The sequence below is a fragment of the Bradyrhizobium sp. SZCCHNS1022 genome (assembly GCF_032484835.1).
Classification (GTDB): Bacteria; Pseudomonadota; Alphaproteobacteria; order Rhizobiales; family Xanthobacteraceae; genus Bradyrhizobium.
The window spans coordinates 264,193-282,505 of record NZ_JAUETT010000001.1 but is presented as its reverse complement, the minus strand read 5'-3'; the positions used below and the strand labels follow the sequence as shown (position 1 = coordinate 282,505).

The window sequence follows — 18,313 nt, the reverse complement described above, 5'->3', positions numbered from 1 at the left end:
CTCAAGGCGAATAAGAATGAATGTCATCGCGCCCATGCGGGAGGCGTCGGCGTCTCACGCCACCGAACATTTCGAGGTGCTGATCGTCGGAGCTGGTATCTCCGGTATCGGCAGCGCCTATCACCTGACCAGGCAGTTGCCTGAGACCAGCTTCGTCATTCTCGAGAGCCAGGAGAGTTTCGGCGGAACTTGGCGCACGCATCGCTATCCCGGCATTCGCTCGGACAGCGATCTGCACACCTTCGGCTACAGCTTCAAGCCGTGGGTAGGGCCGCCGATCGCGACGGCCCAGGAAATCATGAACTACATGGGCGAGGTCATCCAGGAGAACGATCTCGGCCCGCACATCCGATACGGGCACAGGATCGTCTCGGCGAGTTGGTCGAGCGCGAGCAATCTATGGACGATCGAAGCGGTGAAGGGGACTGACGAAACGCCGGTGCGCTTCACCGCCAATTTCCTCTGGATGTGCCAAGGCTATTACCGCCATTCGGAAGGCTACACGCCGGAATGGCCTGACATGGCCAAGTTCAAGGGCCGCATCGTGCATCCGCAGCGATGGCCTGAAGACATCGAACTCGAAGGCAAGCGGGTGGTCGTGATCGGCTCCGGCGCGACCGCGGCAACGATCCTGCCGGCCATCGCCGGCCAATGCGCCCACGTCACCATGCTGCAGCGATCGCCGACCTATTTCCGGATCGGCCGCAATGCGATCGAGCTCGCCGAGGAGCTGCGCCGGCTCCAGGTCAAGGAGGAATGGATCCACGAGATCGTGCGGCGCAAGATCCTGTTCGAGCAGGACTGGTTCACCAAGCGCTGCATCGCCGAGCCGGAGCAGGTGAAGAAGGAGCTGGTCGGTCAGATCGCAGCGATCCTCGGTCCCGAATACGCGGCCAAGCATTTCACGCCGAGCTACCGGCCGTGGCGGCAGCGCATTGCCTTCGTTCCCGATGCCGACCTGTTCGAAGGCATCAAGAGCGGCAAGGCCTCTGTCGTGACCGACGAGATCGAACGTTTCACCGAGAGCGGCATCAAGCTCAAGTCCGGCGACGAGCTGCACGCCGACATCGTCATCACCGCGACCGGATTCAACCTGTGCATGCTCGGCGACATTGCCTTCACTATCGACGGCAAGCCGCTCGATTTTGCGGATACCGTGACCTATCGCGGCATGATGTTCACGGGCGTGCCGAACATGGCCTGGGTGTTCGGCTATTTCCGGGCCAGCTGGACCTTGCGCACGGACCTGGTGGCGGACTTCGTCTGCCGGCTGCTCAAGCACATGAAGGGGATGGGCGTTCGCAAGGTGGTGCCGGCGCTGCGCTCCGAGGACCACAACATGCCGCTCTTGCCCTGGATCGATCCGGAGAACTTCAACCCTGGCTACATGATGCGCAACATGCATCTGTTGCCCAAGCGTGGCGACAAGCCGGAATGGCAGCACAGCCAGGATTACTGGGCCGAGAAGGACGAGATTCCTGCGATCGATCTCGACGACAAGGCGTTCGTGTATGGTTAATCTCGTCGAGTGGCATTCTTCAGCTGCGCCAAATGCCGCCGTCATCCCCGCGAAAGCGGGGATCCATTACCACCGGCGAATGTTGTTGCGCGAAGACTGCAACGACCGATCTTAGCTTACAGCTGCGTCACGCGGTATGGGTCCCGGGTCTGCGCTTCGCTTGCCCGGGACGACAGCGTCGCTTGTCGTGCCGCCCATACATAACAACTTCAGGTCTCCCGCCGTGCCACGCTGGTCGCGATCGCTGCCGCCGCGGTGCGGTTCTCGACACCGAGCTTGGCGTAGATCTGCTCAAGGTGCTTGTCGACCGTGCGCGGACTAAGTCCCAGGATTTGCGCGATGTCGCGGTTGGTCTTGCCCTTGGACAGCCAGGACAAGACCTCGCCCTCGCGGGTGGTCAGGCCGAACTCGCTAGAGAACTCGGCCGGCATCGCGCTGGTCGATTCCTTGGAGAGCCTGAGCAGGAACTCGTTGGCGCCGGCGCTGCCCATGTAATGGAGTTTGAGTTCCGGGCGATCCGGAATCGAAGCCGCAGCCTTGCCCACGGCCTTGCCCTTTTGCGCCTGATCGAGCCATTGGCGCAATGAGTCCGGCAACACCAGCGTATCATTCGTGCCAAAACTGTCGTTCAGAAGCTTCTGCGCCTGAGGGGTCGACCACATCAGCCGGCCGTCTCGGTCGACGGCGAGCAGGAATCGTCCGGAGACGTCGAGCGCGGCGCGCGCGCTCTGTGTCATGCGCGCATTCGCGAGGTGCACGCGGATGCGCGCCAGCATCTCCTGGACCACGATCGGCTTGGTGACGTAGTCGACGCCGCCGGCGTCAAGTCCCTTCACGATATGCTCGGTGTCGGCGAGCCCCGTCATGAAGATCACTGGCACGTTGCTCAAGCCTGCGTCGCGCTTGAGCTTGCGGCAGGTCTCGAACCCGTCCATGCCCGGCATGACGGCGTCGAGCAGGATGATGTCGGGCGTGATCTGGTCGACGATGCGCATCGCCCCCGCGCCGTCGAGCGCCACCATCACGGTCATGCCCATGCCGTCGAGCGCGTCGGTCAACAACCGCAGGGTCTCCGGCGAGTCGTCGACCACGAGCGCGACGTCGCGTTTTCTGTCAATGCTCATAGGCGTGCAGGGTCTTCAGGGTTGCCATATACTGATCGAGGTCGAAACGGTCGACCAGGGCGCGCATCTGCATCACGAAATCGGCGTGCTCCGGGTGCTCGGTGCCGATCTCGTCGAGCTTGATCTGGATGGCCCGGATATAGCCGATCTGGCCGAGCCCGATCAGCTCTTCGAGATATTTCAGCGGTGGCCGCGATCCCGTTTCGGGCCGCCAATGCGGGACGGCAATTGCGTCGGTCTCATAGCTCCATTCGAGCTTGAGCAACTGCCGGACCGTTTCCAACAGGCGCGGGATATCGATCGGTTTCATCAGATAGCTGTCGTGGAACGGCTGCGCCAGCGGCCGGCCGTGCGCCTCCAGCGCGCTCGCCGAGGTCATCAGGATGCGGGCATGATGATGGCCGCTGTTGCGCAGGGTCTCGGCGACGGTCCAGCCGTCCATGCCGGGCATCGAGATGTCGAGGATGAAGAGATCGGGCTGGCAGTGCTGGGCAAGCGCAAGACACGCCGGGCCATCGGGCGCGCTGAGCAGGATGAAGCCGAGCGGCGTCAGCACCTCGCGCAGGAGATCGCGATGCACGGGATCGTCGTCGGTCACGAGGATGGTTTTCCGAGGTCCCTGATAGCCGGAGACGGGCGCCTTGACCGGCGCGTGCCGCGTCGGGTTGGTGACTTCCGACAGCAGGATCTTGACCCGGAAGGTGCTGCCGATGCCCACTTGGCTCGTGACTTTGATGTCGCCGCCCATCACGCCGGCCAGGAGTCGGCTGATCGTGAGCCCGAGTCCGGTGCCGGTATGCGGCTGGGAGGCGCCGAGCGCACCGCGCTCGAACGGCGCAAAGATTCGCTCGAGGTCGTCCGGCTGGATGCCGGGGCCGGTGTCGATCACCTCGAATTCCGCGACGGGACTGCGATAGTGAACGACGAACTGCACGCTGCCGGTTTGCGTGAATTTGATCGCGTTCGACAGCAGGTTGATCAGGATCTGCCGCAGCCGCTTTTCGTCGGCATAGACCACGACAGGCAGCACGGCAGGTCGCTTGAACACGAAATCGATGCCCTTGGCGGAGGCCTGCAGCCGGAACATGCCGACCAGCTGGTCGAGGAATTCGCTCAGGCGCACCTCGTCTCGCGAGAGGTAAAGCCGGCCGGCCTCGATCTTGGAGATATCGAGAATGCCGTCGATCAGGCCGGAAAGATGGTCGGCGCTACGCCTGACCACGCGCACCTGATCGCGGGGCTTGGGCGGCAGGCTGGCGTCTTGCTCGAGAAGCTGCGCGTAGCCGGAGATCGCATTGAGCGGCGAGCGCAGCTCGTGGCTCAGCCCGACCACGTAGCGGCTCTTGGCGAGATTGGCGGATTCGGCCACCTCCTTGGCGCGCTGCAGCTCGGCATCGGTGCGCTTATGGGCCTCGATCTCCGCGATCAGGAGCTGGGTCTGCCGTCGCGTCTCGGCTTCCGCGGCACGGCGGCTTTGCTGTGCCAGCACGAACAGCCACGTGACGACGCCGATGATGATGGAGAGCGCGAAGAAGACCTTCCACAGGACGTCCGAGATGACCTGCCTGTCTGCCGGCTGCGCGGCGGAGGTCTCCAGATAGATCATGCCGAGCGTGAGCGCGACGAGGCCGGCCGAAGTCACGAACACGCCGAGATAATGGCCGAGCTGCGAATTGATCCGCACCAGGATCCGTTCCGGCAGCATGCCGCCGAGTGCGGCCGCGAGCTGAGCCTGCACGCGCGCGTGCGGCTTGCACAGGTCGTGGCAGCGCGCATCGAGCGAGCAGCATAGCGAACAGATCGGGCCGGCATAGGCGGGGCAGGAGGTGGTGTCCTCCGGCTCGAAATGGTGCTCGCAGATGCAGCACTGGATCCGCTCGATGGTCTGCCAGCTTCGTTTCGGCTTGCGGGCCAGATAATACTTGCCGTCGGTGAGATAGGCGATCGCGGGAGCCGTTATCAGCGCAACCCCAAGCGCAACGAAGGTCGACAGCGCCTTTGCGGTCGGACCGAACAGGCCGTAGAAGGCGCAGATCGAGACGATGGTTGCGATCGTCATCGCCCCGACACCGACCGGATTGATATCGTAGAGGTGCGCGCGCTTGAATTCCATATGCTGCGGTCGCAAGCCGAGCGGGCGGTTGATGACGAGATCGGCCACCAGTGCGCCGACCCAGGAGATCGCGATGTTGGAGTAGAGCGCCAGCGTCTGTTCGAGCGCCTTGTAGACGCCGATCTCCATCAGGAGCAGCGCCACCACGACATTGAACACCAGCCACACGACGCGACCGGGATGGCTGTGGGTCAGGCGCGAGAAGAAGTTCGACCAGGCGATCGAACCGGCATAGGCGTTGGTGACGTTGATCTTGATCTGGGACAGAATCACGAAGGTGCCGGTCAAGGCCAGCGCGAGGTCAGGCTGAGCCAGCACGTAGCGAAAGGCTTCGAGATACATATGAGCCGGCTCGGCGGCCCGCTCGGCCGGCACGCCGTGACTGAGTGCAAAGAACGCCAGGAACGATCCAGCCAGCAGCTTGAGAGCACCAAGCACGATCCAGCCAGGGCCGGCCGACAGCAGGGCGATCCACCACGACCGCTTCGATGTGCGCTGGTCGCGCGGCAGGAAGCGCAGGAAGTCGACCTGCTCGCCGATCTGCGCGACCAGCGAGAACACCACGGCGGCTGCGGTGCCGAACAACGCCAGATCGAGATGACCGGCGGGATCGCCGTGCTCGCCCGGGAACTGTTGCCAGTCGGCGAACGAATGCGGGCTCGCATAGGCGATGGCGGCAAAGGGCAGGATGTGCAGCACCACCCAGAGCGGCTGCGTCCAGAGCTGGAAGCGGCTGATCAGCGTGATTCCATATGTTACCAGCGGGATGATCACGACGGCGCTGATCAGATAGCCGATCGGCCGCGGAATGCCGAAGCACATGTCCAGCGCCGAAGCCAGGATCACCGCCTCGATCGCGAAGAAGATGAAGGTGAAGCTCGCGTAGATCAGCGAGGTGACCGTCGAGCCGATATAGCCGAAGCCGGCGCCGCGGGTCAGCAGGTCGATGTCGATGCCGCATTTGGCGGCTTGGTACGCGATCGGCAGCCCGCAACAGAAGATGATGATGCTCGCCACCAGGATCGCCGCGGTCGCATTGGTCACGCCGTAGTTCAACGTGATCGTGCCGCCGATCGCCTCCAGTGCCAGAAACGAGATCGCGCCCAGCGCCGTGTTGGCGACGCGAGCGGCGGACCAACGCCGCGCGCTCTTGGCCGTGAACCGAAGCGCGTAATCCTCCAACGTCTGGTTGGCGACCCACTGATTATATTGGCGCCTGACGCGGTCTATCCGCTGCCGCCCTGCCACTCCCTAAACTCCTGAACCGTAGCGGTCCTTGCCCAAGTCCGTCCCGCCCCTCGTGATCGCTGCGCAGAGCCTACGTCGCGCTTTTGCGGTGCAGTATACGCAATCTTGCGTATCCGTGCAGTGCACGAACCGCGCCATTCTTCGTCCGACCCGAGAGTCATCGAACCGAAAAATGGGGTGGTCATGTCAGACGATATCGAACGAGGCCTGAAATCGCCGCTGCGGCGCCAATTGCTGATGGGAATGGCGGCAATCCCGGCCCTTACCATGCTGCCGCGGCCGTCATTGGCCGACGTGCCTGCAACTTCCGCGGTGAATACGACCGGGCTCGCAGTCACTGATAGCGAGGTGACCGTCGGCATCCTCCATTCGGTTACGGGCACGATGGCGATCTCCGAGACCGGTTCGGTGGAAGCCGAGAAGCTCGCGATCGAGCAGATCAACGCGCAAGGCGGCGTGCTCGGCCGCAAGATCAAGTTCATCCAGGAGGACGGCGCCAGCGACTGGCCGACCTTCGCCGAGAAAGCCAAGAAGCTGCTCGTGAACGACAAATGCGCGTCCGTGTTCGGCTGCTGGACCTCGGCGTCGCGCAAGGCGGTGCTGCCGGTATTCGAGCAGTATAACGGCATGCTCTATTACCCGACCTTCTACGAAGGCCTCGAGCAGTCCAAGAACGTCATCTACACCGGCCAGGAAGCGACGCAGCAGATCATCGCCGGCCTCGATTGGGTCAACAAGACCAAGGGCGCCAAGACGTTCTATCTGCTGGGCTCCGACTACATCTGGCCGCGCACCTCGAACAAGATCGCGCGCAAGCACATCGAGAACCATCTGCAGGGTTGCAAGGTCGTCGGCGAGGAATATTTCCCGCTCGGCCACACGCAATTCAACTCGGTCATCAACAAGATCAAGCTGACCAAGCCGGACGTGATCTATGCGATCATCGTCGGTGGTTCCAACGTCGCCTTCTACAAGCAGCTCAAGGCGGCCGGCATCGACATGTCGAAGCAGACCTTGCTGACCATCTCCGTCACTGAGGACGAGATCGACGGTATCGGCGGCGAGAACATCGCGGGCGCCTATGCCTGCATGAAGTACTTCCAGTCGCTCGACAATCCGAACAACAAGGCGTTCGTTGCCGCGTTCAAGAAGATGTGGGGCGAAAAGACCGTGATCGGCGACGTGACCCAGGCCGCCTATCTCGGACCCTGGCTGTGGAAGTTGACGGTGGAGAAGGCCGGCAGCTTCGATATCGACAAGATCGCGGCCGCCTCGCCCGGCGTCGAATTCAAGGGCGCGCCAGAGGGCTATGTCCGGATCCACGAGAACCACCATCTGTGGTCGAAGACCCGTGTCGGCCGCGCCAAGGCGGACGGTCAATACGAGCTGATCTACGAGACCGCCGATCTGGTCGAGCCCGATCCGTTCCCGAAGGGCTATCAGTAAGGCGCTCTCAAACGGCGCACGGTAACGCGACGTTGTTGCGCCGACACAGCTGCGCTCCCTCCCCCTTGCGGGGGAGGGTTGGGGAGAGGGGTACCCAGCAAAGACTGTGATTGGGGACCCCCACCCCCGACCCCTCCCCGCAAGGGGGAGGGGAGTAGAGCTAATCCTCAGAGAGATCGATCTCCAAGCACGGGGGCACTTCGCCTGAGAGGACAGACCATGTTCGGCGACTACTCACTCGGTGATCTCGGGGCCATCTTCGCGATGCAGGGCTTCGCGGGACTCATCCTGTTTTCGGTCTATGTGCTGATGGCGCTGGGGCTCGCCATCATCTTCGGCCAGATGGGCGTCATCAACATGGCGCATGGCGAGTTCATGATCCTCGGCGCCTACGTCACCTGGATGACGTCGAACGCCTTCCAGCAATTCCTGCCCTCATTGTTTCCCGGCTATTTCTTCGTCGCGATGATATTGGCCTTCATCGCATCCGGTGCGCTCGGCATGCTGGTCGAGTGGGCTCTGATCCGCACCCTCTACAAGCGCCCGCTCGATACGCTGCTCGCGACCTGGGGTCTCAGCCTGATCCTGCAGCAGGCCTACCGTTCGGTGTTCGGCGCCCGCGAGGTCGGTGTCGAGCTGCCGGAGTGGATGATGGGCTCCTGGCAGGCGACCGACTCCATCCAGATCCCGATCAACGGCATGTTCGTGATGGCGCTCACCATCCTGATCACGCTGGTAGTGGCCTATGTGCTGTTCTGGTCGCGCTGGGGCAAGCAGGTGCGCGCCGTCGTGCAGAACCGCGTGATGGCCGGCGCGGTCGGCATCAACACCGAAAAGGTCGATCGTTACACCTTCGGTCTCGGCTGCGGCATCGCGGGCGTCGCCGGAAGCGCCTTCACCATGATCGGCTCGACCGGGCCGACCGCTGGCCAGCTCTATATCGTCGACACTTTCCTCGTTGTCGTGTTCGGCGGCGCCGCCAGCCTGCTCGGCACCATCGCATCTGCCTTCACCATCTCGCAGACCGACTCGACGCTCGAGTTCTTCATGTCGGGATCGATGGCCAAGGTCATCACGCTGCTCGCGATCGTCGCGATCCTGATGCTGCGCCCGCAGGGCCTGTTCGCTCTCAAGGTCCGCAAATAGGCCGCGCAGGGTCGAGCCTCAACAAGAAAGCACGGTCATGATCATCAACGCGCGCTTCTTCAACCGCTCCGAACTCATCGGCTTCGTCTCGCTGCTGCTTCTGCTCGTGGTCATCCTGCCGCTGACGTTGGATGTGTTCCGGCTCAATCTGGTCGCCAAATATCTCACTTATGCCTTTGTCGCGATTGGGCTCGTGATGTGCTGGGGCTATGGCGGCATCCTGAGTCTCGGGCAGGGGGTGTTCTTCGGCCTCGGCGGCTACTGCATGGCGATGTTCCTCAAACTCGAGGCATCCAGCGTCGAGAACACCAAGATCCAGTCCACGCCGGGGATTCCCGATTTCATGGACTGGAATCAGCTCACTGCATTGCCGTTCTTCTGGAAGCCGTTTCACAGCTTCCCTTTCACGCTGGCCGCGATCATCCTGGTGCCCGGCCTCTTCGCCTTCATCATCGGCGCGGCGATGTTCAAGCGCCGGGTCGGCGGCGTCTACTTCGCCATCATCACCCAGGCGATCGCCGCGATCCTCGGCATCCTGATCATCGGCCAGCAGGGCTATACCGGCGGCGTCAACGGCATCACCGATCTGCGCACGCTGCTCGGCTGGGATATCCGCACTGACCACGCCAAATATATTCTCTACTTTGTCGAGGTGGTCCTGCTGTTCGCCTGCATCATGGCGGCGCAGTTCATCCGCCTGACCAAGCTCGGGCGCATCCTGGTGGCGATGCGCGAGCAGGAGGATCGTGTCCGCTTCTCCGGCTACAGCGTCGCCAATTTCAAGATCTTCGCTTTCTGTGCTGCTGCAATTTTCGCGGCGATCGGCGGCGCGCTGTTCACGCTCGAAGTCGGGTTCATGTCGCCCTCCTTCGTCGGCATCGTGCCCTCGATCGAGATGGTGATCTACACCGCAGTCGGCGGTCGCATGTCGATCTTCGGCGCCATCTACGGCACCATCCTGGTCAATTTCGCCAAGACCAGCCTTTCGGAATCTTTTCCGCAGCTGTGGCTGTTCGGCCTGGGCGCGCTGTTCATCGCCGTCGTGCTCGCCTTCCCCAATGGCCTTGCGGGCATCTGGGGCGACCATGTGCAGCCGCGCATCGATCGCCTGCTGGCTTCGCGCACCAAGAAATCCGGCAATGGCCTGGTGGCCAACGGCGCACCGGCAGAGTGAGGAGAGACGATATGCTCATCGGTCATCAGCCCAAGGATTTCCTGCTCGCGGTCGAAGCGCTCACCGTCTCCTTCGACGGATTCAAGGCGGTCAACAATCTCTCCTTGTACGTCGAGGAGAACGAGATCCGCGTCATCATCGGCCCGAACGGTGCCGGCAAGACCACTGTGCTCGACCTGATCTGCGGCAAGACCAAAGCGACGTCGGGCTCGATCCAGTTCCGCGGCAAGGAGCTGACGAGGTTGCGGGAGAACGAGATCGTCCAGGCCGGGGTGGGCCGGAAATTCCAGACCCCGTCGGTGTTCGAGGATCTCACCGTGTTCGAGAATTTGGAGATCTCCTATCCGCGCGGCCGCACCGTGTTCGGCTCGCTGACCTTTCAGCGCGACGCGGCGGTCAAGGAACGCGTCGAGGAGGTCGCCGAGATGATCTTCCTGAAGGATCGTCTCGACACCTATGCTGACGAGCTGAGCCACGGCCAGAAGCAGTGGCTCGAGATCGGCATGCTGCTGATCCAGAATCCGGATCTGTTGATGCTGGACGAGCCGGTCGCCGGCATGAGCGTCAGCGAGCGCGCCAAGACTGCCGAGTTGCTCAACCGCATCATCAAGGACCGTTCGGTGCTGGTGATCGAGCACGACATGAAGTTCGTCGAGGACATCGCGCACAAGGTCACCGTGCTGCACCAGGGGCAGATCCTCTCCGAGGGCACGATGGAGAAGGTCAAGAACGATCCCAAGGTCGTCGAAGTCTATCTGGGGCATTGAGCATGTACGCATCGAGGCACGTGAGCGCGGCAGCGGCAGTGTGCTCCCTCCCCCCTTGCGGGGGAGGGTTGGGGAGGGGGGTACCCAAGCGCGCATACGTCGTGGGGGGTACCCCCACCCCCGACCCCTCCCCGCAAGGGGGAGGGGAGAAGAAACAACTCGTCCTGGCAACGAACAAGGAGCAGGCGTGATGCTCGCAATCTCCGATCTCCATGTCGCCTATGGCCAGAGCGAGGTGCTGCATGGCCTCAACGTCAAGGTCGCGCCGAACGAGATCGTCGCGATCATGGGCCGCAACGGCATGGGCAAGACCACGCTGATGAAGTCGCTGATGGGCATCCTGCCCGCGAAGAGCGGCTCGATCGACATGGACGGCACCGAGCTGTCGGGCCTGAAGAGCTATGAGCGCGTGGCCAAGGGCCTCGCCTATGTGCCGCAGGGCCGCATGATCTTCTCCACCATGACGGTGAAGGAGAACATCGAGACCGGCCTTGTCGTCTCCGGCGAGTCGGAAGTCCCCGGCGACATCTATGAGCTGTTTCCCGTCCTGCTCGAGATGAAAGGCCGCCGCGGCGGCAATCTCTCCGGCGGCCAGCAGCAGCAGCTCGCGATTGCCCGCGCGCTCGCGACCAAGCCGAAAGTGCTGCTGCTCGACGAGCCCACCGAGGGCATTCAGCCGTCGATCATCAAGGAGATGGCGCGCACCTTGAAGCGCATCCGCGATCAGAAGGGACTGTCGATCGTCGTCTCCGAGCAGGTCCTGAGCTTCGCGCTCGACATCGCCGACCGTGTGCTGGTGATCGAGAACGGCGAGATCGTGCGCGACGATCCGCGCGACTCCGTCGATGCCGCGCAGGTCTCCAAATATTTGTCCGTCTAACCAGTCCGTCCAAGCAAGCAGCCAAGGCGAGTAAGAAGGGGAGCATTTGATGCCAGAGACACTGATCAAGGTCGATCTCACCAAATCGGCCTACGAGAACGACATGGTGCACAACCGCTGGCACCCGGACATTCCGATGGTGGCGTGGGTCAAGCCCGGCGATGACTTCATCATCGAGACCTATGACTGGACCGGCGGCTTCATCAAGAACAACGATTCTGCCGACGACGTCCGCGACATCGATCTGTCGATCGTGCACTTCCTCTCGGGGCCGATCGGCGTCAAGGGCGCCGAGCCCGGAGATTTGCTGGTCGTCGACCTGCTCGACGTCGGGCCCTTGAAGGAAAGCCTGTGGGGCTTCAATGGCTTCTTCTCGAAGCAAAATGGCGGCGGCTTCCTGACCGATCATTTCCCGCTGGCGCAGAAGTCGATCTGGGACATCAAGGGCATGTTCACGTCGTCGCGGCACGTGCCGGGCGTGAATTTCGCCGGCCTGATTCATCCCGGCCTGATCGGCTGCCTGCCCGATCCGAAACTACTGTCGACCTGGAACGAGCGCGAGACCGCACTGATCGCGACCAACCCGACCCGCGTACCGGGTCTCGCCAATCCGCCGTTCGCGCCGACGGCCCATGCCGGAAAGGCCACCGGTGACGTCAAGGCTAAGATCGGCGCAGAAGGCGCCCGCACCGTGCCGCCGCGCGAGCATGGCGGCAATTGCGACATCAAGGACCTGTCGCGCGGCTCGAAGATCTACTTTCCGGTCTATGTGCCGGGCGGCGGCCTCTCGATGGGCGATCTGCACTTCAGCCAGGGTGACGGCGAGATCACCTTCTGCGGCGCCATCGAGATGGCCGGCTGGCTGCACATCAAGGTCGACGTCATCAAGGACGGTGTGTCGAAATACGGCATCAAGAACCCGATCTTCAAGCCGTCGCCGATCACGCCGAACTACCGCGATTACCTGATCTTCGAGGGCATCTCGGTCGATGAGGCCGGCCAGCAGCACTATCTCGATGTATACATCGCCTACCGCCAGGCCTGCCTCAACGCGATCGAGTATCTGAAGAAGTTCGGCTACTCCGGCGCCCAGGCCTATTCGATCCTCGGTACGGCGCCGGTGCAGGGCCACATCTCGGGCGTGGTCGATGTGCCCAACGCCTGCGCCACGCTGTGGCTGCCGACCGAGATCTTCGACTTCGACGTGATGCCGTCAGCCGCAGGCCCCGTGAAGCACATCACTGGCGACATCCAGATGCCGATCTCGCCGGACAAATAAGTCTCCTCCCTGGGCGACAAGGATGCGGGACAGTCCCTTTGGCTGCCCCGCATCCACTTCGAATGTCCTTGAATCGAACATCAATAGAACGGGACGAGACGACGATGCCGGTCTACGAATATCTCTGTGATGCCTGCGGTCCGTTCACTGACATGCGTCCGATGGCGGAATGCGATGATCCGCAGGCCTGTCCGCAATGTTCCGACATGGCGCCGCGCGTGATCCTCACCGCGCCGGCCTTTGCCTGCATGCCGGCGGAGCGGCGTACGGCGCATGCGACCAACGAGCGCAGCCGGCACGCGCCGCAGACGGTTGCCGAATACAAGGCCAAGCACGGCGCAGGCTGCGGCTGCTGCTCGCCGAAGAAGCCGGCCCGGCTAATGACGAAGTCCAGGAGCGGCGCCAAGGGGTTTCCGACCGCGCGGCCGTGGATGATCAGCCATTGAGATCGGTGAAGAGAAACTCGGCTGTGGTCCTCGGTTGGCAAGATCCACGATCACAGCCACAACTGCGGTGTCGTCCCCACGAAAGCGGGGATCCATAACCACAGGCGGGTGTTGCGGGGCGGGCTGTGCTCCAGCGTGCTGCCACATGATGGTCTCTATGGGTCCCGGGTCGGCGCCCGACAACGCTGCGCGTTGCCAGGCTTGCCCGGGACGACAGTGGAATGAGGCTGGGCGATTGTGCCTAGTGCCGCCTCGCAGGCATCCGCCGCGGTCCAGGCGCTGGCGCCGTGGGCGACGCTGCGCCGAGCTTGGCGCTCATCGCATTGGCGCTCTCGCTGACGTCAGACAGGGACTTTCTGCTGTCTTCCATCAGCCTTGCTGATTTCTGCCTGAAGTCGTCGGCCAACTCGCGGACGGATTTCAGCCGCTCGGTCAGGTCATGCGCATCGCCATGGCCGAAGCCTGGGATCGCATCATCGATCCGGGTCACGAGCTTGTCGAAGCCCCTGAAGGCATCCTCGGCCTTGTCGATGGCAGCGTCGATCGCGTCACTCTTCTCCTTCAACGAGGCGGTCTCCGACTCGAACGTCTGCAGCGCGTCCTTCACGGCCGGCTCATTGCTGACGATGAATTTGTCGACGTTATGCACCGTCTCGACCATCGTTTCCTGGTCTTTCAAGTCGGCCGTGAGGACCGGGATGCCATCCTTGTCCAGAGGCACCGGAGGCGCGGTCGGCGCGCCGCCAACCAGGGAGACGGCCGCGATCCCGGTCAGTCCCTGGAATTCGATGCCGGCGGTGGTGTCCTTGCGGATCGGCGCGCTCTTGTCGAGCAGCACCAGAGCCACGACCTTGCGCGGGCTCTCCAGCGTCACCGACACGATCTGCCCGGCCTGAACGCCGTCGAAATTGACCGGGCCACCCTTGCGCAGGCCGGAGGCCGAGCCGCCGTCGAACACCACACGCAACGGGCTGCGCTGCTGGGCCATGCGCAGCTTCTGCGTGATCAACGTGCCGCCGATGCCTGCGGCGACGGCCGCAAGCGTCAGGGTGCCGATGATGAGGTTGGTTGCGCGCATGATGCCCATCGTGGCGGCGGACGAACGCCGATGATCCGGCGGTGACTTTAGCGACGAAGCGGGCTGCTGGAAAGCTTGGCGCCGCAGCGCCTCATCGTGCCAGCCCCGGGCGCGATGGAGCGGCGATGCCGGCGAGCAGCACGGCAAGAATGCCGGTCAGGAAGATGCCGTCGAAAGTTCCCGCACCGCCGATCGAGGCCACCGGGGCGCCCAGGCTGCCGATCCTGTCGAGATTCATCAGGTCGGCGCCGATCAGCGTCCCCATCGAGCCGCCGATATAGGCAAGCGGCGCGGCATAGTCGCGCGACAGCAGGAAGGCGAGGATCGCGGTGACCACGACGGGGGCGAATACCGGCACAGCGATGCCGACGCCACGGACCGGCGTTGCCATGGCATGGATGATGATGGCGATCGCGATCACGGCGATCGCCGCGCGCAGCCAGAGCTGATAGCGCAGCACGAGATAGGTCGACATGATGGTCGGAATCACCGCGCCGCCGACGTTCACTGCGAGCACCGTGCCCGGCCACTGATGCACCAGCGGCACGACATATTGCATACCGAAGAAATCGATGATCTCGCCGGACCGCACTTCTTGGGTCGGCAGCACAGTGAGCGGGATGTTGAAATAGCTGCCGATCAGCGAGCCGAACAAGAGCAGCATCGCCGCGCCTGAGCTGATCCCGAGCTTCATATAGGCATAGCGCAGGATACGGAGCTGGATCAGGATGATGAGGATGCCGAACACCAGCACCAGGACGGCGAACAGTCCGGGCGTGATCGGCAGATATTGGGCTTCCGAATGCATGAGCTCTGAAGACTGTCGTCGCGATGCGCCGTATATGGAACCAGCATCTCACGGCGCCGGCCGGATGACAAATGCCAATATCCGCCTTCTTTCCCAACGCGTGGCGGAGGGGCGCGGTCACTCGCCCGGGGCGATCATGGTCGCATGCAGGACATACCGCTCCGGTCCCGAGCGAACGGCGTCGAACGGCCAGCAGGTCGATAGGATCAACGCGTGACCGCTGCTTGCAGGATCGATGCCGCTCGCATCGAATCGTACGACATCTGTCGAATCGGCACGATAGCGAAACATCTTGCCGTCGCTCCGGGTCACATCGATCTCATCGCCGATTCGCACATCGCGAAGGAAACGGAAATGCGTATCGCGATGCGCGGCATAGACGGCCACACCGCGCTCGCCGGGCTCGGCAGTCAGCTCCACATGCCCTGGGCCGAAGGCGAGTGCCTGACCGCTTGAACCCGCGAGCGCGAGCGCGCTGGCATGAATTCGTTTCACGTCGATGCGGGCCACCGGATAGGTATCAGCCCAGGACCACGGCTTGATCGGCCGGCCCGTCGTCACGGTCTCGGCAAAGGCGCGTTCCAGCAACACCTGGGCGAAAAGCGCCTTGGCATGGATGTAAGCGCCATGGCCAAAAAGGGCGATGCCGATCACGGCGAAGAACAAGGGAATGAGGCGGAGCATACGAGGTCCCTTTGCGTCATTGCGAGCGAAGCGAAGCAATCCAGAGCTTCGTGCGCGACTCTGGATTGTTTCGTCGCTTCGCTCCTCGCAATGACGACTGAACGTGAGGTGGGGCCAGACAGTCGCTTCAGGTGATAGCTGCGCGTCGCCGGGCAAAGCCCCACATTGCCAGGCTCAGCATTAACAGCCCCGCGCCGAGCATCATGCTGAGCTCCGCATCCGTCGCCGTCTTCGGCAGCGTGATCGTGTTCGGCGCCGGGGGCGGCACGGTCGGCCGCTTCAATGCCGCGACCTGCACATTGCCATCGGCCTGGGCGCGACGTTCGGCCGGCGCGGCTGGCGCGCGCATGCGCTCGCCAAACACCTTGTCGAAATCCCAGCCGGCGGGAAGGTTGATCGGCAGCCCGCTCAGCTTCAGCGGTTCACCGGCAGGACGACGCGGCGTCCGGTCGACGGCGACGAGGCTGGTCAAGCGCGTCACCAGCTGATGCTCCAGCGCGAGCTTCAGGATGGTCTTGTCGGCCTCGTCAGGCGTGATCTGCCGCGTGGTGCGCGCCACCTCCGCGTCGCTGATCTTGCGCCGCGCCCACAGCTTGGAAAGGCCCTTGCCTTCGGCTGCATCGGCCAGCGGCAGGGTCACCGTCCAGGGACGATCGCCGATTCGGCCCTTGATCTGCAGCGAGCCCTCGAGCTTGTCGAGCTTGGCGGCCAGCACCAGCGGCTCGTCACGATAGAGGTCGGGAATGATCGCGGGCGTAAGGTCGGCAGATGCGTTCGAGAAGCTGGCGACAAGACCGATCACCGCGGGATTTTCCAGCTTCGCGAACAGGCCGCGCATGCGCTCCTCGACCTGATCGACCGAGCCGATATGGGTGAAGGCGCCGCGCCCGAGTTCGGCGGCGCGGGTCATCAGATACGTGTTCGGTGCTGAGCCGATGCCGACCATGAAGATGCGGGAGCGGCCGCGCATCGCGCTGATGGTCTCGAACAATTGCTGCTCGTTGCCGATGGCGCCATCGGTGAGGAAGATGACCTGACGTACATGATCGGTCTCGCTGCCGTCGTCGGTCAGCGCGGCCCGCATCGCCGGCACCATCTCGGTGCCGCCGCGCGCATCGAGCCCGCTCACGAAACTTGCGGCGCGGCCGACATGCTCAGGATCGGCCGGCACCGACGCCGGAAACAGCACGGTCATCGTGTCGTCGAAGCGGATCACGTTGAAGCGGTCGGTGGGCTGCAGCCGCCCGAGCGCATAGAGCAGGCTGGCCTTGGCCTGCTGGATCGATGTGCCGCCCATCGAGCCGGAATTGTCGATCACGAAGATCACCTCACGCGGCAGCGGTTGTTGCGATGTCGAGGCGACTGCCGGCGGGGTGACGAAGGCGAGCAGATAGTCGGCATCGCCGACATGCTCGCGGAACAGCCCGACGGACGGAGCCGTCTCTGCCGCAGGCTTCCAGGTCAGCTCGAAATCGCGGTCCGCCGGCACCACGCCGTCGGCCAGCGTGATGAGGCGCGTGTTCGCATCCGGACTCTCGATCCTGACCTGATGATGCTGGCTCTTGACGTCGCCGAGCGGAAAGCCGGCTTGCAGGCGAACGGTGATGCGGGTCGGATTCACCGGCGCGTTCTCGGCGGGATCGAGCACCGGCGGCGTGATGCGGTCGCGATCCGGCACCGGATCGTTGCTCGCCGCGCCCCAGCCATTGCCGCCCGGGCGCAGTTCGACGCTCTGCACGATCGGCGCCGGATTGTAGCGCGGTCCGACCACGAGCGGCACGCGCAACGAGAACTCGGTGCCGTTCTGCGCGACCGGCTCCTGATATTCGATCTGCACCAGCACCGTCTCGCCCGGTCCGATATTGGCGAGTGAGTTGGTGAAGATGTTCGGTCGCTCCTGTTCGGTGAGCGCGGCGGTCTTGCCGTCGCGCTTGGCTTGCTCGTAGATCACCTTGGCCTGCTCGCGTTCCTTGATGTCGCCGATCACGACGCGGTCGCCGACCACCATCTTCAGCGTGTCGACCGCGCTGCCCGCCGGCAGCGGGTAGACATAGACCGCCTCTATCCAATGGTCGGTCGGATTGCGGAAGAGCTGGGTGACGCGAGCACGTGCGGTCGGCCCGGACACCGTGATGTCGACATCGATGCCGAGCCGGGGCGCGTCGCTGTAGCCGTCATCGGTTTTGAACAGGAGCGAGCCGGATCGGGCCTCGCCGGGCTTGGACTGCGGCGCCATCGGCCCTTCGGCTGACCAGCCGGGTTCGAAACTCAGAAGCAGCGCCGTCAGTCCGACCAGCAGCACGGCTGCGGCCTGCACCAGCAGGAACAGCAGCACCGCTCCGATCCGCCGCAGGACCGGGTGAGACCTGCAGATCGTGTCGCCATCAATTCTGTCGTCGATCGTCATCTCGTCGCTCCCCGTACGAAACAAATCCGTGCGTGCGAGACTGTGGGCAAGCGCCTGACGTCGCGAGCAGAATGATCGGCCTTGTTCGGCCGCGGTCCGTCTCGCCGGTCCCGTGCGGACCGGGTCGTTGGCGGCTTTGTGCGGGTTTGTCCGGCAATGTCCGTCTGCTACAAAGGACGGCGCCGCGGAGCAGG

The 18,313-nt window shown here is 63.4% G+C and carries 14 protein-coding genes; 8 read left to right on the top strand and 6 right to left on the bottom strand.

Going from position 1 to position 18,313, the window contains the following annotated elements; genetic code table 11:
- Positions 1-16: 16 nt before the first annotated feature.
- The gene (locus tag QX071_RS01265) at positions 17-1,519 is read left to right on the top strand and encodes an NAD(P)/FAD-dependent oxidoreductase (protein ID WP_315702662.1); all 1,503 of its coding nucleotides are present in this window, start codon (positions 17-19) and stop codon (positions 1,517-1,519) included.
- Between the two features lie 209 nt (positions 1,520-1,728).
- On the opposite strand, the gene QX071_RS01260 is transcribed toward QX071_RS01265, so the two are convergent.
- The gene (locus QX071_RS01260; RefSeq protein WP_315702663.1) at positions 1,729-2,643 is read right to left on the bottom strand and encodes a response regulator transcription factor; all 915 of its coding nucleotides are present in this window, start codon (positions 2,641-2,643) and stop codon (positions 1,729-1,731) included.
- Positions 2,633-6,004 carry an ATP-binding protein gene (locus QX071_RS01255; protein ID WP_315702664.1) on the bottom strand — a complete coding sequence of 1,124 codons (3,372 nt, stop codon included), beginning with the start codon at positions 6,002-6,004 and terminating at the stop codon, positions 2,633-2,635. The genes QX071_RS01260 and QX071_RS01255 overlap by 11 nt, the downstream gene beginning before the upstream one ends.
- Positions 6,005-6,187: 183 nt before the next feature.
- On the opposite strand from QX071_RS01255, the gene urtA reads away from it, so the two are divergent.
- The 7 genes from urtA to QX071_RS01220 all read left to right on the top strand — a co-directional run bounded on the left by urtA (position 6,188) and on the right by QX071_RS01220 (position 13,142).
- Positions 6,188-7,450 carry an urea ABC transporter substrate-binding protein gene (gene urtA / locus QX071_RS01250; protein ID WP_315702665.1) on the top strand — a complete coding sequence of 421 codons (1,263 nt, stop codon included), beginning with the start codon at positions 6,188-6,190 and terminating at the stop codon, positions 7,448-7,450.
- A 219-nt stretch (positions 7,451-7,669) separates the two neighbouring features.
- Entirely contained in the window at positions 7,670-8,596 is a 927-nt protein-coding gene (urtB, locus tag QX071_RS01245; RefSeq protein WP_315702666.1) for an urea ABC transporter permease subunit UrtB, read from the top strand.
- A 37-nt stretch (positions 8,597-8,633) separates the two neighbouring features.
- Entirely contained in the window at positions 8,634-9,770 is a 1,137-nt protein-coding gene (urtC, locus tag QX071_RS01240; RefSeq protein ID WP_315702667.1) for an urea ABC transporter permease subunit UrtC, read from the top strand.
- Positions 9,771-9,781: 11 nt separating this feature from the next.
- Positions 9,782-10,537: an urea ABC transporter ATP-binding protein UrtD gene (gene urtD / locus QX071_RS01235; RefSeq protein WP_315702668.1), complete on the top strand. Its 756-nt coding sequence runs from the start codon at positions 9,782-9,784 to the stop codon at positions 10,535-10,537.
- A gap of 190 nt (positions 10,538-10,727) precedes the next feature.
- Positions 10,728-11,417: an urea ABC transporter ATP-binding subunit UrtE gene (gene urtE / locus QX071_RS01230; protein ID WP_315702669.1), complete on the top strand. Its 690-nt coding sequence runs from the start codon at positions 10,728-10,730 to the stop codon at positions 11,415-11,417.
- Between the two features lie 49 nt (positions 11,418-11,466).
- A complete protein-coding gene (fmdA, locus tag QX071_RS01225; RefSeq protein ID WP_315702670.1) occupies positions 11,467-12,696 on the top strand; it encodes a formamidase in 1,230 nt (409 codons plus the stop codon).
- Positions 12,697-12,800: 104 nt separating this feature from the next.
- Positions 12,801-13,142, top strand: a complete 342-nt coding sequence (locus tag QX071_RS01220; protein ID WP_315702671.1) for a zinc ribbon domain-containing protein — start codon at positions 12,801-12,803, stop codon at positions 13,140-13,142.
- 241 nt (positions 13,143-13,383) lie between these two features.
- Here QX071_RS01220 and QX071_RS01215 read toward each other — a convergent pair whose 3' ends face one another.
- The 4 genes from QX071_RS01215 to QX071_RS01200 all read right to left on the bottom strand — a co-directional run bounded on the left by QX071_RS01215 (position 13,384) and on the right by QX071_RS01200 (position 18,119).
- The gene (locus QX071_RS01215) at positions 13,384-14,220 is read right to left on the bottom strand and encodes an MlaD family protein (protein ID WP_315702672.1); all 837 of its coding nucleotides are present in this window, start codon (positions 14,218-14,220) and stop codon (positions 13,384-13,386) included.
- Positions 14,221-14,311: 91 nt separating this feature from the next.
- Positions 14,312-15,028: a DUF1614 domain-containing protein gene (locus QX071_RS01210; protein WP_315702673.1), complete on the bottom strand. Its 717-nt coding sequence runs from the start codon at positions 15,026-15,028 to the stop codon at positions 14,312-14,314.
- Positions 15,029-15,145: 117 nt separating this feature from the next.
- Entirely contained in the window at positions 15,146-15,712 is a 567-nt protein-coding gene (locus tag QX071_RS01205) for a class GN sortase (protein ID WP_315702674.1), read from the bottom strand.
- Between the two features lie 127 nt (positions 15,713-15,839).
- Entirely contained in the window at positions 15,840-18,119 is a 2,280-nt protein-coding gene (locus QX071_RS01200) for a marine proteobacterial sortase target protein (RefSeq protein ID WP_315702675.1), read from the bottom strand.
- Positions 18,120-18,313: the final 194 nt, after the last annotated feature.

Coding starts and splice junctions, on each gene's coding strand:
- QX071_RS01265 (WP_315702662.1), top strand. CDS start 17: ATGAATGTCATCGCGCCCATGCGGGAGGCGTCGGCGTCTCACGCCACC.
- QX071_RS01260 (WP_315702663.1), bottom strand. CDS start 2,643: ATGAGCATTGACAGAAAACGCGACGTCGCGCTCGTGGTCGACGACTCG.
- urtA (WP_315702665.1), top strand. CDS start 6,188: ATGTCAGACGATATCGAACGAGGCCTGAAATCGCCGCTGCGGCGCCAA.
- urtB (WP_315702666.1), top strand. CDS start 7,670: ATGTTCGGCGACTACTCACTCGGTGATCTCGGGGCCATCTTCGCGATG.
- urtC (WP_315702667.1), top strand. CDS start 8,634: ATGATCATCAACGCGCGCTTCTTCAACCGCTCCGAACTCATCGGCTTC.
- urtD (WP_315702668.1), top strand. CDS start 9,782: ATGCTCATCGGTCATCAGCCCAAGGATTTCCTGCTCGCGGTCGAAGCG.
- urtE (WP_315702669.1), top strand. CDS start 10,728: ATGCTCGCAATCTCCGATCTCCATGTCGCCTATGGCCAGAGCGAGGTG.
- fmdA (WP_315702670.1), top strand. CDS start 11,467: ATGCCAGAGACACTGATCAAGGTCGATCTCACCAAATCGGCCTACGAG.
- QX071_RS01220 (WP_315702671.1), top strand. CDS start 12,801: ATGCCGGTCTACGAATATCTCTGTGATGCCTGCGGTCCGTTCACTGAC.
- QX071_RS01215 (WP_315702672.1), bottom strand. CDS start 14,220: ATGCGCGCAACCAACCTCATCATCGGCACCCTGACGCTTGCGGCCGTC.
- QX071_RS01210 (WP_315702673.1), bottom strand. CDS start 15,028: ATGCATTCGGAAGCCCAATATCTGCCGATCACGCCCGGACTGTTCGCC.
- QX071_RS01205 (WP_315702674.1), bottom strand. CDS start 15,712: ATGCTCCGCCTCATTCCCTTGTTCTTCGCCGTGATCGGCATCGCCCTT.
- QX071_RS01200 (WP_315702675.1), bottom strand. CDS start 18,119: ATGACGATCGACGACAGAATTGATGGCGACACGATCTGCAGGTCTCAC.